General features: G+C 72.4%; 15 protein-coding genes. 6 read left to right on the plus strand and 9 right to left on the minus strand.

Features of this window, described 5'->3' with window-relative positions; genetic code table 11:
* Positions 1-19 precede the first annotated feature (19 nt).
* Complete coding sequence (locus EW117_RS18410) at positions 20-1,015, minus strand: LacI family DNA-binding transcriptional regulator (RefSeq protein WP_165362767.1); 996 nt, start codon at positions 1,013-1,015, stop codon at positions 20-22.
* Positions 1,016-1,181: 166 nt separating this feature from the next.
* Between EW117_RS18410 and EW117_RS18415 the strand changes: the two genes are divergently transcribed.
* A complete protein-coding gene (locus EW117_RS18415) occupies positions 1,182-2,225 on the plus strand; it encodes an ADP-ribosylglycohydrolase family protein (RefSeq protein ID WP_129788165.1) in 1,044 nt (347 codons plus the stop codon).
* Complete coding sequence (locus EW117_RS18420) at positions 2,222-3,247, plus strand: ADP-ribosylglycohydrolase family protein (RefSeq protein ID WP_129788166.1); 1,026 nt, start codon at positions 2,222-2,224, stop codon at positions 3,245-3,247. Before EW117_RS18415 ends, EW117_RS18420 begins: the two co-directional genes overlap by 4 nt.
* Positions 3,248-3,273: 26 nt before the next feature.
* Here the strand turns inward: EW117_RS18420 and EW117_RS18425 are convergent, their stop codons facing one another.
* Complete coding sequence (locus EW117_RS18425; RefSeq protein WP_129788167.1) at positions 3,274-4,158, minus strand: EamA family transporter; 885 nt, start codon at positions 4,156-4,158, stop codon at positions 3,274-3,276.
* Between the two features lie 90 nt (positions 4,159-4,248).
* Between EW117_RS18425 and EW117_RS18430 the strand changes: the two genes are divergently transcribed.
* Positions 4,249-5,148: a LysR family transcriptional regulator gene (locus EW117_RS18430; protein ID WP_129788168.1), complete on the plus strand. Its 900-nt coding sequence runs from the start codon at positions 4,249-4,251 to the stop codon at positions 5,146-5,148.
* Positions 5,149-5,158: 10 nt separating this feature from the next.
* On the opposite strand, the gene EW117_RS18435 is transcribed toward EW117_RS18430, so the two are convergent.
* The 3 genes from EW117_RS18435 to EW117_RS18445 all read right to left on the minus strand — a co-directional run bounded on the left by EW117_RS18435 (position 5,159) and on the right by EW117_RS18445 (position 7,177).
* Entirely contained in the window at positions 5,159-6,040 is an 882-nt protein-coding gene (locus EW117_RS18435) for an LLM class F420-dependent oxidoreductase (protein WP_129788169.1), read from the minus strand.
* 102 nt (positions 6,041-6,142) lie between these two features.
* Positions 6,143-6,574 carry a hypothetical protein gene (locus EW117_RS18440; RefSeq protein WP_129788170.1) on the minus strand — a complete coding sequence of 144 codons (432 nt, stop codon included), beginning with the start codon at positions 6,572-6,574 and terminating at the stop codon, positions 6,143-6,145.
* 72 nt (positions 6,575-6,646) lie between these two features.
* Complete coding sequence (locus EW117_RS18445) at positions 6,647-7,177, minus strand: MarR family winged helix-turn-helix transcriptional regulator (RefSeq protein ID WP_242504364.1); 531 nt, start codon at positions 7,175-7,177, stop codon at positions 6,647-6,649.
* Positions 7,178-7,266: 89 nt separating this feature from the next.
* Here EW117_RS18445 and EW117_RS18450 point away from each other — a divergent pair, with 89 nt between their 5' ends.
* Together EW117_RS18450 and EW117_RS18455 are read left to right on the plus strand one after the other, a co-directional pair.
* Positions 7,267-7,890, plus strand: a complete 624-nt coding sequence (locus tag EW117_RS18450) for an NADPH-dependent F420 reductase (protein WP_129788171.1) — start codon at positions 7,267-7,269, stop codon at positions 7,888-7,890.
* A 31-nt stretch (positions 7,891-7,921) separates the two neighbouring features.
* The gene (locus EW117_RS18455) at positions 7,922-8,830 is read left to right on the plus strand and encodes a VOC family protein (protein WP_242504365.1); all 909 of its coding nucleotides are present in this window, start codon (positions 7,922-7,924) and stop codon (positions 8,828-8,830) included.
* On the opposite strand, the gene EW117_RS30835 is transcribed toward EW117_RS18455, so the two are convergent.
* Positions 8,810-9,250: an alpha/beta hydrolase gene (locus EW117_RS30835; RefSeq protein ID WP_242504366.1), complete on the minus strand. Its 441-nt coding sequence runs from the start codon at positions 9,248-9,250 to the stop codon at positions 8,810-8,812. The two genes, EW117_RS18455 and EW117_RS30835, sit on opposite strands and share 21 nt — an antisense overlap.
* Positions 9,247-10,125: an alpha/beta fold hydrolase gene (locus EW117_RS30840; RefSeq protein WP_242504377.1), complete on the minus strand. Its 879-nt coding sequence runs from the start codon at positions 10,123-10,125 to the stop codon at positions 9,247-9,249. Before EW117_RS30840 ends, EW117_RS30835 begins: the two co-directional genes overlap by 4 nt.
* Between EW117_RS30840 and EW117_RS30275 the strand changes: the two genes are divergently transcribed.
* Complete coding sequence (locus EW117_RS30275) at positions 10,019-10,261, plus strand: hypothetical protein (RefSeq protein ID WP_242504378.1); 243 nt, start codon at positions 10,019-10,021, stop codon at positions 10,259-10,261. The two genes, EW117_RS30840 and EW117_RS30275, sit on opposite strands and share 107 nt — an antisense overlap.
* A gap of 378 nt (positions 10,262-10,639) precedes the next feature.
* Here EW117_RS30275 and EW117_RS18465 read toward each other — a convergent pair whose 3' ends face one another.
* Positions 10,640-13,579 carry a glycoside hydrolase family 2 protein gene (locus tag EW117_RS18465; RefSeq protein WP_129788172.1) on the minus strand — a complete coding sequence of 980 codons (2,940 nt, stop codon included), beginning with the start codon at positions 13,577-13,579 and terminating at the stop codon, positions 10,640-10,642.
* Between the two features lie 44 nt (positions 13,580-13,623).
* Positions 13,624-14,022, minus strand: a complete 399-nt coding sequence (locus EW117_RS29810; RefSeq protein ID WP_207211924.1) for a hypothetical protein — start codon at positions 14,020-14,022, stop codon at positions 13,624-13,626.
* Positions 14,023-14,064 lie beyond the last annotated feature (42 nt).

Below are 14,064 nucleotides of genomic sequence, written 5' to 3' on the forward strand. Positions count from 1 at the left end.
GCGGGGAGTGCGGTGAAGCTCAGCTCGACTCGCGGATCACGAGCCGGTGTGGCAGGCCGATGGAGCGGGTCACCTCGGTGACCTCGCCGTCGAGCCGGTCCAGCAGCAGGCGGGCACAGGCCCGCCCGATCTCACGTGCGGGGTTCTCGACGGTCGTCAGCGGCGGGTTGACCAGCGATGCCGCGTCGATGTCGTCGTAGCCGGTCACCGCGAGGTCGTCCGGGACGCGCAGCGCACGGGCTCGTGCCGCGTCCAGGACGCCGATCGCTATCAGGTCGTTGGCCGCGACTATCGCGTCGGGGCGGTCGGCACCGTCGGCGCGGTCGAGCAGGGTCGCGGCGCCGTCTCGGCCGCCCTGGCGGGTAAACGTCTCGAACACCACGTGGTCGTCGCGGGCCGGGAGGCCCGCGGCTTTCAGTGCGGTCCGATACCCCTCGAGGCGTTCCTGGGTCGGGGGCGCCGACTCGTCCCCGCCGAGGAAGGCGATCCGGCGGCGGCCCCGCGAGATCAGGTGCTCCGTCAGCTCGCGGATGCCGCTGACGTCGTCGGTGTGGACGTAGTCGCCGCCGCCCGGCGGCTCCTGGCCCAGGGTGACGAACGGGATCTCGGCGTCGCGCACCTCGGCCAGAGCCGACTCGGCGAGGCCGAGCGGCGCGGCGAGCATGGCGTCCACGCGGCGGGACAGGAGCCGGTGGATGGTGGTCGCGGAACGGTCCGGGCCGCTGGCGTCGGTGACGGTCAGCAGGAGGTCCCGGGGCACGAGCACGTCCTGCATCCCGGCCGCGACCAACGGGTAGAAGGGGTTCTCCAGCGTCGGCACGACCAGGGCGATGGTCCCCGTGCGTCCGCCGCGCAGCTGCGCGGCGCCGGGGTGGGCGCGGTAGCCGAGGCGCTTGATCTCGGCCTCCACGCGGGCGCGGGTAGCGGCCGAGACCGGCCGCTTGCCGGTGACCACCTGCGAGACCGTGGACGCGCTGACGCCAGCGGCCTCGGCAACCTCGCGAATCCCAACCATCGAGTCCCCCTGTGGACCTCGTGTGCACTTCAGCCTTGCGCAAAAGGTTTTGCTCAAGCATCCTCTCGGAAAGTGAAGCGCGACGCAAGACACTCGCGCAAACTTTCGGATATTCGAACGTGCCCGTGACCAGGGCAAACGCAAATCGTTTCGAGAATCGAGGACCATGGACAACGATCGTGCGCGCGGCGCACTGCTCGGCCTCGCCATCGGCGACGCGATGGGCGCACCCACCGAGGGCATGACTCTTCCCGCCATCCGGGAGCGATGGGGGCGCGTGCGCGGGTTCCTCGACGACGAGGCCGCGGGCACCGACGACACCGAGTACGCGGTGCTGTGCGCCAAGGGTGTCCTCAAGGCCGGGTCCGGCCTGACCTCGCAGGACGTCGCCGACACGTGGCTGGAGGCCCTGAGCACCCAGCGCTCGGGGTTCAACCGGGCCGGGTTCAGCGAGATGATCGCGATCGCCAACCTGCACGACGGCATGCAGCCGCCCGCGAGCGGGCAGCGCAATGCCGAGACCTGGAGCGACGGCGCCGCCATGCGCGTCGCGCCGATCGGCGTCTACGCCGCGGGGGACCCGGCCCTCGCCCGGCGGATGGCGCTCGCCGACGCCCGGGTGAGCCACTCCCGCGACGGGATCTACTGCGCCCAGGCGATCGCCGCCGGCGTCGCCGTCGCGATGGTGGAGGACGCGCCGGACCCCGTGCTCGACGCGATGCTCGAGTCGCTGCCCGCCGACTCCTGGTCGTACCGCCTCGCCTGCCGGGCCCTCGACATCGCCTCCGATGTCGGAGGGCAGGGACCGTCGGTCGAGGAGATCGAGGAGCGGCTGTTCGAGGTCATACCGCTGCGGCACTACATGTGGGCGGACGTCGCGCCGGAAGCCCTCGCGCTGTGCATGGGCCTGCTGTGCGCCAACGACGTCACCCCGAGCGCCATCGAGTCGGCGGTCAACATCGGGCGCGACTCGGACACGATCGCGGCGATGGCGGGTGCCGTCGCCGGTGCCCTGCACGGCGCGAGCGCGTTCGACCCCGCCCACATCGAGCAGGTGCGGTCCGTGTCGGGGCAGTGCGTCGAGTCGACGGCGGGCACGGACCTGATCGGGCTGGCGGACGCGCTCGTCGAACGCGCGGCACGCGACAGGACGACGCACGACCGGCTGACCGGCGACGAGCTGACACACGACAGGACAGGACGAGCATGACCGACGAACGCACCAGCCGCGCGGTCGGCGCCGTCCACGGGCTCGCCCTGGGCGACGCCCTCGGCGCACCGGCCAGCGAGCACCGGACCGTCCGCGACCCGTGGGTCCGCGGGCAGCTCCGGCGCGGCGCGACCGACCTGGACGAGTCCCGCGTCCTGCGGCAGGTCGTGCCCTTCGTCCCCTCGGCGATCGGCTCGCCCGTGCTCGTCGCGACCGACGACGCCGAGTCGTTCGCCGTGACCGCGCGCGTCCTGCTCGACGCGCCCACCTGGGACGACGACGACCTCTTCGACGCCTGGCGCGCGCTGATGGACCGCCCCGAGACGTGGACCGGCCCGGCGCAGCGATCGGCGCTGCTCAACGCGGCGGCCGGGCTCCGCCCGCCCCACACCGGCACCGACAACCCGGCCTTCTACGACGACACGGCGCTGCCCGGCGCGCTCGCGATCGCCCTCGCGGTCGAGGACCCGGCCCGAGCGACCGGGCTCGCGCGCCGGTACGCGACCTTCACCCACGACGCCGTCGGGGTGCACGCCGCCGTCGTCTTCGCCGGGCTCGTCAGCCGGATGCTCGGCGGCGCACCGCTCCGCGAGGCCCTCGAGTCCGTGGCGGACGACGTCGCCGCCGACGACTGGCTCGCGGACGGCGTGCGCGATGCACTGGGCATCGTGGACCAGGCGGCGTCTCCTTTCGCGGCGGTCCCCGCGCTGGTGGGCCGGTTCGCCCCCCGCATGTACAGCCACCCGGGCACGGTCGCCGAGACCCTTCCGCTCGCCCTGGCGATCACCGCCGTGACCGACGGGGACCACGAGACCGCCCTGCCGCTCGCGTTCGCGATCACCCGGCACCAGGACAGCCTGCCCGCGCTCGTCGGCGCACTCTGCGGAGCCGGCGGGAGCGCCCCGGCCGCCGCTGGGTTCGATGTGCTGGGGCTCGACGTGCTCCAGGGCGTCACGATCCCGGCCGTGGCCGGGCAGTCGCTCGCCGGGCTGGCGCGGGCGCTCGTCCAGAGGCCGTCGTGAGGCGGGACCGGGGGTGAGCTGAGGCGTCAGGGGCGTACGCGGCGGCCGGTATGGGCCGCGACCGCTCCGGCCGACGCCGCCGTGATGAGGCCGATGGCCAGCCACTGCAGCGTGGAGAGCTGCTCGTGCAGGATCAGGAGGCCGGCCAGGCCCGCGGCGACGGGTTCGAGGCTCTGCAGGATGCCCACCACGCGGGCCGGGAGCCGGCGGAGCGCCGACAGCTCCAGTGAGTAGGGCAGTGCTGCGGACAGGACGGCGACCAGCAGACCCGTGGCCAGGGCGGAGGGCTGGAGCAGCCGGTCGCCGCTCTGTGCGAGGCCGAAGGGCAGTGTCAGCACCGCCGCCCACAGCACCGCGAGGGCCAGCGGCCCGCCGCCCGCCATACGAGCGCCGGTCCGCTGGCTGAGGAGCAGGTACGCGCCCATGGACACCGCGGACAGGACGGCGAAGACCAGGCCGGTCACCGACAGCGGGCCGGACGGGGACGAGCCGGGCAGCAGGAAGCATCCGATCCCGGCCGCCGCGAGCAGCCCCCACACCGCGTCCCGCACGCGGCGCGAGGTCACCAGGGACACCGCCAGCGGGCCGGTCAGCTGGATCGTCATCGCGACGCCCAGCGGCATGCGCTCCAGGGCCAGGTAGACGAGGTTCATCCCGGCGATCGCCGTACCGAGGCCGAGGACGAGCAGGCGGCTCTCCCGGCCGGCGGGCAGACTGCGCGGACGCCACAGCAGCAGGAGAAGCAGTGCGGCGAGCAGGAGCCGCAGCGCGACGGCGCCCAGCGGGCTCCCGACCGTTCCGATGAGCTGCTTGCCCAGCGCCTGGCCGGTCTGGACGCTGATCACGGCGCCCAGCACGAGGAGCGGGGCCGGGACGGGCGAGCGGTACCGGCGACCGTCGGGGGCAGCCATGGCTCCCAGTCTCGGCACTCCGCACCATGCAGGTCCATCGCAAGTTTCGGAACGGAATCGTGTTGTATAGCTGCATGGTTTTATGGCTGCATGGTTGATCTCGGCCTCCTGCAGACGTTCCGGGTGCTCGCGGAGCAGGGAACGGTGACGGCGGCGGCGCAGGCGCTGAACCTGTCGCCGTCCGCCGTCTCGCAGCAGCTGCGGCAGCTCTCCCGCCAGGCGGGTGCGGAGCTCCTCGAACCGGACGGGCGCCGCCTGCGGCTCACCGCGGCGGGGCGGGTGCTGCTCGGTCACGCGGACGTCATGTGTGCCCAGTGGGAGCAGGCCCGTGCCGATCTCGCGCAGCACGGCGCCTCGTCACGTCGCATGCTGCGCGTGGCGGGGTTCGCCACGAGCATCGCACCGCTCGTCGCGCCGGCCGCCGAGGACCTGCTGCGCGCCGACCCGCCCACCCGGGCCACCGTCACGGAGACGGACACGCGTGGCAGCTACCAGCAGCTCCTGGCGGGACGCATCGACATCGCCGTGCTGACCCCCTTGTCCGACAGCCCGCCGATCGACGACACCCGGTTCGACCAGGAGCACCTGCTCGACGACGTGCTGGACCTGGTCGTCCCCGAGCACCACCGGCTCGCCACGCACGACGCCGTCGACCTGCAGGCCGCGGAACGGGAGACGTGGATCCTGCCGCACCACGACCAGGGCCGGCTCATCAACGCCATGTGCCTGGCGGCCGGTTTCTCCCCGCGCACCGAACACCACGCCGACGACTGGCAGGCGGTGCTGGCCCTCGTCCGGCACGGCCTGGGGGTGTGCCTGGTGCCCCGGCTCGTTCCCCTGGACGCCCATCCCGGCCTCGTCCGGCTGCCGCTGACCGGCAGCCCGTCGCCCTCCCGGCGCATCCTGACGTGCGTGCGCCGGGGGAGCTCCGGTCAGAGCGCCATTGCCGAGGGGCTGAGAGCGCTCAGGGCACGCGCCACCCTGAGGTAGCGGGGCCCGGCTAGACCTGCTTCAGCCGCGGCACGACGTCCTCGACCAGCTTCGTCGCCCAGGGGACCGGGTTCTCGTACGGCGTCGGCGTCAGGCTCACGAGCGTGACGCCCAGGGCCTTGTACCGCTCCATGTCCGTCAGGAACGCGTCGGCGTCGATGGCCGCGTCACCCGGGTAGAGAATGGTCTTCTCGATGGCGTCGTAGTCGGTGCCCAGGCGGTCGCAGTGCTCTCGCAGCACCTCCAGCTTGTGACGGATGGTCTCCAGCGACTCCTCGCCCGGCCCGGCGAACAGGTTGGTGCCCTGCCCGTACTCGGCTACCAGGCGCAGCGTCTTGCGCTCCCCGCCGCCGCCGATCATCACCGGGACGGTGCCGCGCGGCGGCTGCGGGAGGTTGATCGTCTCGGCGAGCTGGTAGTGCTTGCCGTCGAAGGCCCCGTCGTCGTCCGACCACATCTGCCGGCAGATCTGCAGAGTCTCCTCGAGGCGCTCGAAGCGCTCCGCCGTCGGCGGGAAGGGCACGCCCAGGCCGGCGTGCTCGCGGTCGTACCAGGCGGCTCCGATGCCGAGCATCGCGCGGCCGCGGGAGAGCACGTCGAGCGTGGAGACCGTCTTGGCGAGCAGGCCCGGATGCCGGTAGGTGACGCCGGTGACGAGCAGGCTGAGCCGGACGTTCTTCGTCACCCCGGCGAGATAGCCCAGCGAGGTGTATCCCTCCAGCATCGGCTCGAACGGCCCGCCCGTGTGGAGCATCTGGAACCAGTGGTCCATCACCGACATCAGGTTCACCCCGCCCTCGTCGGCGATCTGGGCGGTCTCGGTGAACCGCTCGGCCAGGGTGGTCTCCCACTCCGGGTGGGTGAAGGTGAAGTAGTGCAGCCCAAGTTCCATGAAGTGCTCTTCCGTTCGGCGGGTGCATGACGGCGCCGACGACGGGCGCCGCCCCGACGCTACGACCTCGCCGCCCGCTGAGCCAGGCCCCGGCAGTCCCTGTCAGGTCCGGTCAGCCCTCGTCAGGCCCCGGCTCGGTGCGCCGTTGGGCGCGCCCGCGTCCCAGGAGCGCGCGATGCCGAGACGTCGCAGGTGATCGCCGGTCACGGTGACCCCGTCCGGCCCGATCCAGTGCTCGCTGCCGAAGCGATCATCGGTGGCGGCATCCCAGCGGCGCATGAAGGGCGTGCCGTTGTCGGCGATGACCACCGACCCGTAGGTCGTGGGGAGCGGCCGAGCTGGAAGGTGGATGAGGGTGTACGTCTCCGCGAGGTCCGACGGGCCGACCGAGGACACGCTGTACCAGTTGCCGTCGACGTCCCGCTGGACCGCGTACCCGCTGGCGTCCAGGGCGACGCTGAGGTGGGGCAGGTCGGCGGCGAGAAGCTCCTGGCTGGTCTGGTAGACAGTGCCGACCTGGGCTGGTTGGGTCATCGCGGGGATCTCCTGGATGTCGAGTCGGTGGTATTCACCCATCCAAGCGGATTCGTCGCGATTTGGCCGGGGTTACGACGTCTTCGGTCCGGATGACTTGCGTGCCGGTGAGCTGAGCGACTCCGGCGGCGGGTCGCCCGACTCCTCGGCGAGCTTCGCGCCGATCGCGCCGGTGATCTCGGTGAGCGCGTCGAGCTGCTCCGGGGTGAGCGCGTCGATGACGAGCCGGCGCGCCGTCGCGATGTGGCCGGGGACCGAGCGGATCAGCACGCGCCGGCCGTCACCGGTCAGGCCCACGTTGGTGGCGCGGCGGTCCTCAGGGCAGGTGGAGCGGGCGACGAGGCGGCGCTTCTCCAGGCGCCCGACCACGTGGGAGAGGCGCGGCAGGGTGGCGTCGGTGGCCTGGGCGAGCGTCGTCATCCGCATGGTCGGTTCCGGGCTGAGCTGCAGAGTGGACAGCACCACGAACTCGAAGTGCGTCAGCCCGGAGTCGCGCTGGAGCTGCCGGTCGAGCGCGGACGGGAGGAGGCTGAACACCGTGGTCAGGCCCAGCCAGGCCGCCGACTCCTGCTCGTTCATCCGGGGTACGCGTCGCTTCTTCACAAACCCATCCTACCGTTTGGTTGACGCGACAAGTAATCGGTGCGAGACTCGACCTGTTGGTTGTAGGAACAACTATTTAGGGAGCGGTCATGACCACGGTCACCGTCATCGGAGCAGGAAACCTCGGCAGTGTCGTCGCGGGCATCGCGGCGAAGGGTGGGACGGGCGTGCAGGTGCTGGCCCGCGACGCGGAGAAGGCACAGGCGGTCGCCGGTCCGCTGGGCGGCAGCGCCGGCGTGGTCGGTGACGCGGTCACGGGGGAGATCGTCGTGCTGGCCGTTCCGTACGCGGCGTTCGAGGACCTGATCGCCGCCTACCCGGGCGCGTTCGACGGCAAGGTGCTGGTGGACGTCAGCAACCCCGTCGACTTCAGCACCTTCGACGATCTCCTGGTCCCGGCCGACTCCTCGGCGGCGAAGGTGCTGCAGGACGCCGTCCCCGGGGCGAAGGTCGTCAAGGCGTTCAACGCGAACTTCGGCGCCACCCTCGGCACCGGCGCGGCCGGCCCCGTGCAGACGGCGGTGCTCGTCGCCGGCGACGACGCGGACGCCAAGCGGACCCTCGTCGACCTCGTCACCTCGGCCGGGCTGCGCGCCGTCGACGCGGGCTCGCTCAAGCGGGCGCGTGAGCTGGAGGCCATCGGGTTCCTGCAGATCACCCTTGCGGGTGCCGAGAAGATCTCCTGGGCGGGCGGCTTCGCCCTCGTCGACTGAGTCGACTGAGTCGACTGAGGAGGCTCAGCTGATGAACATGCAGAGATCCGTCCCCGCGTGGCTGCCCCGCCACGTCGCCACCGCGGGGACGGCGCCCGACGGCACCCGGATGAACACCGTGGAGCTGCTCGTGCGCGACCTCGACGTCATGACCGCGTACTACCAGCACGCGGTCACCCTCGACGTCCTCGGCCAGTCCGGTGCCACCGCGACGCTGGGCCGCGGCGGAGTGCCGATCATGGTGCTCCGCCAGGAGCGGGACCTTCCGGCCGCGAACCCGCGAGGCGCCGGGCTGTACCACACGGCCATCGTCTTCGAGGACGAGCGGCGGCTCGCCGCGGCGCTGGCGTCCATGGCGCAGCGGGTGCCGCAGACCTTCACCGGCAGCGCCGACCACCTGGTCAGCGAGGCGTTCTACTTCTCCGATCCCGAGGGCAACGGCGTGGAGCTGTACCGCGACCGCCCCCGCGAGGAGTGGACCGTCAACCCGGACGGGACGGTGGCGATGGCCACCGAGTACCTCGACCCGAACCAGTTCCTGCGGCGCTGGCACGACCCGGACGTGCCCGACGCCGGCGCCTCCGCCGCCATCGGGCACGTCCATCTGCAGGTGGGTGACATCGCCTCCGCGCGCCGGTTCTACGTCGACACGCTCGGGTTCGACGTCACTGCGAGACTGGACTCCGCCCTGTTCGTCTCGGCGGGTGGTTACCACCACCACATCGGCATGAACACGTGGCGCAGCGCGGGGGCCGCGCCACGCGCGGCGACGCTGGGCCTCGGCGACGTCCGGATCCTCGTGCCCACGCGGGCCGACGTCGAGGCCCTTGCCGACCGCCTCCGGTTTCACCGGGTGCCCACTGCGGACGACGGCGACACGCTGCGCTTCGCCGACCCGTGGAACACCCGGCTCGCGGTGTCACCCGAGAGCGAGGGCTGAACCAGCGTTGCGGGCTGAGCCGGCCGGGGCCGCGCAGAGGGTGTCGGTCTGCGGCAGGTTCCCGTCGAGCAGGAATCGCGTGGTGGTGTTCAGCGCGCACGGGTTGTCGGCGTAGACGTACACGCCGTGCCCGCCGTCGTCGACGCTGACCAGCCGCGCCCGGTCACCGAACGCCTCGCGGGCGATCTGCCCACCCAGGAGCGGGGTGGCCGGGTCCCGCAGGTTCTGCAGCACGAGCACGTTAGCCGGACCCTCCGTGGTGAACTCCACCGGCGGCTCGACCGGGTCGTTGTGCCAGAACGCGCACGGCGTGATGTTCGCGGACGCCGCACCGAACAGCGGGAAGCGCTCGCGGTCGGTCGCGACCGCGCGCTGGTAGGTGCGGACGTCCTCGGGCCACTCGGTGTCGTTGCAGGTCACGGCCAGGAACGCGGACCAGGCGTTGTCGTAGGGCGACGGCGTCGCCGCCGACGTCCCGTCCGTGCCGGCAGCGGCCGTCGTGCCGGGCAGCGTGGCGCCGGGCAGCGCGCCGCCAGACAGCGTGGAGCCGGGCGCCATGGAGGGGACCACGGAACGCAGCTTCTCCGCCTGGCTGCGCGCGGTCTCCGCGTCGCCATCGGCCAGGGACTGCCAGAGCTGGGCGACCGTCCCGAAGCTGCTGTCGCCGTAGAGCCCGGCGAACGTGTAGAACCGGAGGGTTGCGCCGTCGATGCCACCGACGGGCCGGTCAGCCAGCTCGTCCGCCTGAGCGACGAAGGTCTTGCGTACCGCGCTCGGGTCGTGCCGAGCCCGTAGCTCTCGTGCCGTGGGGCCGCCCACTTCGCGAAGTCGGGGAAGCGGTCCTCCATGCCGAGCCCGAACCGGCGCAGAGCACCCTGGTCGAGCGAGGTCGCGCCGAGGTTGCTGTCCACGACCACCCGGTCGCTCCGCTCCGGGAACAGCGACGCGTAGGCGGAGCCCAGCGCGCTGCCGTACGAGGCGCCGTAGAAGCTCAGCCGGTCCTCGCCGAGCGCCGTCCGGATCACGTCCATGTCGCGGGCCGTGTTCGCCGTCGTCATGTGCTGCATCCGGCCCTCGGGGTCGTTGGCCGCGCACTGGTCGGCGATCCTCCGCGCGGCCTTCGCCTGCTCGGCGACCGCCGCCGCGTCCTCCGCGTACGGCGGGACGTTGCCCGGATAGTTCTGCTCCATGGTGAAGCCACAGCTCACCGGAGACGAGTGCCCGACCCCGCGCGGGTCCATGCCGATCAGGTCGTACGCGTCCAGGACCGACGCCGGCATGCCCCGCCCGTTCAGGTCGGCCGGCTGGGACAGCCCCGAGCCGCCGGGCCCGCCCGGGTTGAGGAGCAGCACACCCTGCCGGTCGGCGGGACTGGTGCTGGCCAGCCGGGAGATCATGATGTCGATCTGCGTGCCGTCGGGCTGGTCGTAGTCCAGCGGCACCGGCACGGTGGCGCACTCCAGAATGGCCCGCGGCTCGGCAGGCATGTCGTCCGGGCACGACCCCCAGGCCGGTCCGGCGGCCGGGGCGCCCGGCCCTTCGTCGGCGCTCGCGGCCGGCGTCGTCAGCAGAGCCCCGGCGAGTCCCGCCGCGGCAGCCACCGCCAGGCCGGCCCGGACAATGTCAGCCCGGACAACGTGTCGTCGATCCATCTCGTACCCCTCGTCTCGTCGTGCGCCTTCGGCGCGGGCGAGACCCACTCCAGACCGTGTTCCTGGCACACGGTCAAGGGCGGACGAGAACCGGCACGGGGAGCAGGCCATCGAGGCGGGGTTGTGCGGGCGGCGCCGTGCGGGCGGCGCCCGGACGTCACCGCAGGACGGTCAGCAGATCGTCCGGCGCGACGGTCTCCGCAGGAGCGAACTCGGGTCCGGCCATGTAGTCCAGCAGGCTGTGCCGGAACTGGCGGGCGGCTGCGCGGTCACCTGACGGGTCGAGGTTGAGCGAGCTCACCACGATCCTGCCCCGCCCGACGTTCGCCTCGAACAGCACGCCGAGCCGCCGCGCCTCGAACCAGGTGTCGATCGGCTGCGCGAGGGGGCGCAGGCCGGGGGAGAGCCCGTCGAGCAGCATCGCCTTGGCGCCGTGCAGCAGCTCCCACCACTGCCAGTCGGTGGTGCCTTCCGTGGGGAAGTGCCGGAAGACCGGATGCCGCGGGTCGTGCAGCACGCCGAGGGTGTGGGGCGCCTGGCCCGAGGTCCAGGCGGTGTTCCAGAACGCCGGCGTGAAGCCCAGCGCGACGTCGTTCCCGACGCTCTGGGGGCCGAGCTCGAGCAGCACGGTCGCGCCGTCGCCGGCTCGTTCGAGGGCCTCGCGAATCTCGCCGGTGACCAGCACGGCGTCCCGGAGCTCCACATCCTGGGCGGGCTCCTGGGCGGCCTCTGGGGCGGGCGGGTACACCCACACGTCCCAGTCGTTCTCGGAGGAGGCGCCGGCGGCGTCCTCGACCGAGATCGCGAGGGTCAGCTGCGCGGGCCCGGAGACGAGTCCCGCGGGAACGACCACGGGGCCGAACCGGGTGCCGTTGCCGATCGGGATGTGCGCGCCCTGGGCGACCGCGCCGCTCGCGAGCTCCGTGCCGTCGCGGTCGCGGAGGTGCCAGCGCACGTCGGCGTCGAGCGGCGTCGGGCCGAAGTGGGCAACCTGCACCTCGAACCGGATCTCCTGGTCCGCGGTCCAGACCCGCCGCGGCAGCCGCGCCAGCGGGACGGTGGGGCCGCAGAAGCGCGCGAACTCCTCGGGCGTGCAGTAACCCTTCGTCTCCCAGAACGGATTGAGAACGCCGACCAGCGCCGTGCCCTGCCCGGGAAAGTCGCTCAGGCCGAGGAGGTGGAAGCCGCCGAACCCCTCGGTGCGCAGCGCCGCCTCGATGTCCTCCTTGTAGCAGAGCACCTGGAGCCGGCCGGAGGCGTGGAGGAACGCCTCGGCCTGGTCGGCCATCCCGGCGTCACGCAGGAAGTCGGCGAAGATGCCGAAGTTCCTGGGCTCCATGAGCCCCGTGTACCTCGACGTCTCCGCGAAGTCGGGGTACGCGCACCACTGGCCGATCTCGTGGCTGATGATCGGGCGGGGGCGCGAGCTGACCCAGTCCCGGTAGTCCGACTCGGTCTCCGGCGGGCGGCCGTTCAACCGGGACTGCAGCCCCTCGCCCCACCGGTGGGCGCGCGGCTCCGGGATGTTGTCGAAGTCGTTCTCGGGGAGGGCGGGCCAGCCGGCGGCGCTGGTGTACAGGCGCCGCGGGTCGTACGTCCGCCACGTGGTGACCCACGAGGCGAGGAGCTCGGCGTCCCGCCCGCCGGGCTCGTTGCCGTGCGCCATCATGAGGAACGAGGGGTGGTTCCCGTAGGCGTCGAGGATGCGCCGGGTCTCCTCGAACAGGAAGGCGTCGACGGGGCGCCCCTCGCCGAGCCCGGCGCCCTGGTTGGCCCAGACCGGTCCCTCCACCTGGACGTAGAGGCCGGCCTCGTCGGCGGCCACGAACGCCGCCTCCGGCGGGCACCAGGAGTGGAAGCGCAGGAGGTTCAGCCCGTGCGCCTGGCAGACGGCGACGATGCGCCGCCAGGAGCCGACGTCGGTGGGCGGGTAGCCGGTCAGCGGGAAGACGCAGCACTCGAGGGTGCCCCGGATGAAGGTGCGGCGGCCGTTGACCGTCACCTGGGTGCCCTCGACCCCGACCTCGCGCACGCCGAAGACGGTGCGGGCCACGTCCCGGCGCTCGACGTCGTGGACGTCGGTGACCAGCTCGACCGTCAGCTCGTACAGAGCGGGCCGGAACTCGTCCCAGGTCAGCGCGTCGTCGCCCAGGGGCAGCTCGACGTCGACGTGCGTCCCGCCCGAGGTGAGGCCCCGTTCGCCGAGGTCACGGCTGTGCTCGGCCTCGAAGGTGGCGGTTACCGGCCCGGCGTCGTGCTCGCCCGGAACCTCGCCCGCCGCCTCCCCTGGAGTATCGCCCGGAACGTTGAAGCGCCGCGCCGAGACCCGGACGCTGCCTACGCCCGCGCCGCCGCTGCCGGCCGCGATGTCCACCTTGACCAGCGCGGACCTGGCCGCGACGTCCGGCACGACACGGACCCGGCGGATCGTCACGTCGGGCCGGGCGGTCAGGGTGAGCGCGCCGACGACCCCGTTCCAGTTGCCCTGGGTGTGGTCGGAGACGCTGTGCGCGTTGGGTCCGACGTCGACCACCGCCCGGTTGTCGACGCGGATCGTGAGCAGGTGCCGGCCGGGGAAGAGGCGGCCGAGCTCGAACCGGTGGGCTGTGCTGAGGCTGCGCTCCGTGCCGACCTGCCGGTCGTCCAGCCAGACCGTCGACTCCCAGTGGACCCGCTCCAGGGACAGCACGACGTCGCGCCCGCCCCAGTCCTCCGGGATCTCCACCTCGCGCTGGAACCACGCCGCGCCGCGGTAGTACACCCGGGGCTGGAGCCAGAAGGGCACCGCGATGTCGCCCGGCTCGCGATACGGGGCGTAGCGCTCCTCGGTGAAGTACGACCGGTCGACGATGCTGCCCGTCCATGGGGTGTCCAGGCCGACCGGGTCGCCGATGCCCTGGTGCTGGATCGAGCCCGGCAGGTCGACCGCCGGGGTGTCCCCGGGCAGGGCCTGGCGGAACCACTGCTCGAGCTCGCCCACGCCGTCCGGGTCGAGGGCGCAGCGCCACCGGCCCGACAGGTCGAGGGACGAGCGCGCCGCGCGAGGCGCCTGTGCGTCAGGGGCGGCCGGATCGGACGCGGACTCGTCGGTGAGCATGGCTCGACCCTAGGTCGACCGCGGGGGCCGTTGAAGGGACGATGCTACGCAGTCGGATGGACGATTCTCTGGTCCTGGCCGGTCAGCCGCCTCCGTGGGCAGGCGACCGTTTCCTCCGCGCTGTTCGACCTAGGGCTGGATGGCGTTGCGGATCTCGTCGGCGAGTGCTCCTCGGAGGCGTAGATGAAGGACGGGATGACCTCGGCGAGCAGTTCCTGGTAGCGGTGGTGCATCCACAGGTCGTAGTCGGACAGGAAGTTGTCCTCGTGGCGCAGGTTCTCGTTCTCCGCACGGCGGCCGGTGAGCGCGGCCTGGACCAGGTGGGGTCGGATCTCGCCCATCGTGGCCGTGACCAGATCGGCGATCTTCTCCGCCAGCTCGCGGTCCTTGGTCATCGCACCGAACACGGCGAAGTACAGCGCGGCCCTGGGGGTACCGCGCACGCACTCGCCTCGTGATACACCCGACCACATCAGCGTGCTTGA

The sequence above is a fragment of the Promicromonospora panici genome, from assembly GCF_900608595.1.
GTDB classification, from domain to species: domain Bacteria; phylum Actinomycetota; class Actinomycetes; order Actinomycetales; family Cellulomonadaceae; genus Promicromonospora; species Promicromonospora panici.

Bases quoted from the DNA above. Each gene is read 5' to 3' on its own strand.
- EW117_RS18410 (WP_165362767.1), bottom strand. From the start codon at position 1,015: ATGGTTGGGATTCGCGAGGTTGCCGAGGCCGCTGGCGTCAGCGCGTCC.
- EW117_RS18415 (WP_129788165.1), top strand. From the start codon at position 1,182: ATGGACAACGATCGTGCGCGCGGCGCACTGCTCGGCCTCGCCATCGGC.
- EW117_RS18420 (WP_129788166.1), top strand. From the start codon at position 2,222: ATGACCGACGAACGCACCAGCCGCGCGGTCGGCGCCGTCCACGGGCTC.
- EW117_RS18425 (WP_129788167.1), bottom strand. From the start codon at position 4,158: ATGGCTGCCCCCGACGGTCGCCGGTACCGCTCGCCCGTCCCGGCCCCG.
- EW117_RS18430 (WP_129788168.1), top strand. From the start codon at position 4,249: ATGGTTGATCTCGGCCTCCTGCAGACGTTCCGGGTGCTCGCGGAGCAG.
- EW117_RS18435 (WP_129788169.1), bottom strand. From the start codon at position 6,040: ATGGAACTTGGGCTGCACTACTTCACCTTCACCCACCCGGAGTGGGAG.
- EW117_RS18440 (WP_129788170.1), bottom strand. From the start codon at position 6,574: ATGACCCAACCAGCCCAGGTCGGCACTGTCTACCAGACCAGCCAGGAG.
- EW117_RS18450 (WP_129788171.1), top strand. From the start codon at position 7,267: ATGACCACGGTCACCGTCATCGGAGCAGGAAACCTCGGCAGTGTCGTC.
- EW117_RS18455 (WP_242504365.1), top strand. From the start codon at position 7,922: ATGAACATGCAGAGATCCGTCCCCGCGTGGCTGCCCCGCCACGTCGCC.
- EW117_RS30275 (WP_242504378.1), top strand. From the start codon at position 10,019: ATGGTGAAGCCACAGCTCACCGGAGACGAGTGCCCGACCCCGCGCGGG.
- EW117_RS18465 (WP_129788172.1), bottom strand. From the start codon at position 13,579: ATGCTCACCGACGAGTCCGCGTCCGATCCGGCCGCCCCTGACGCACAG.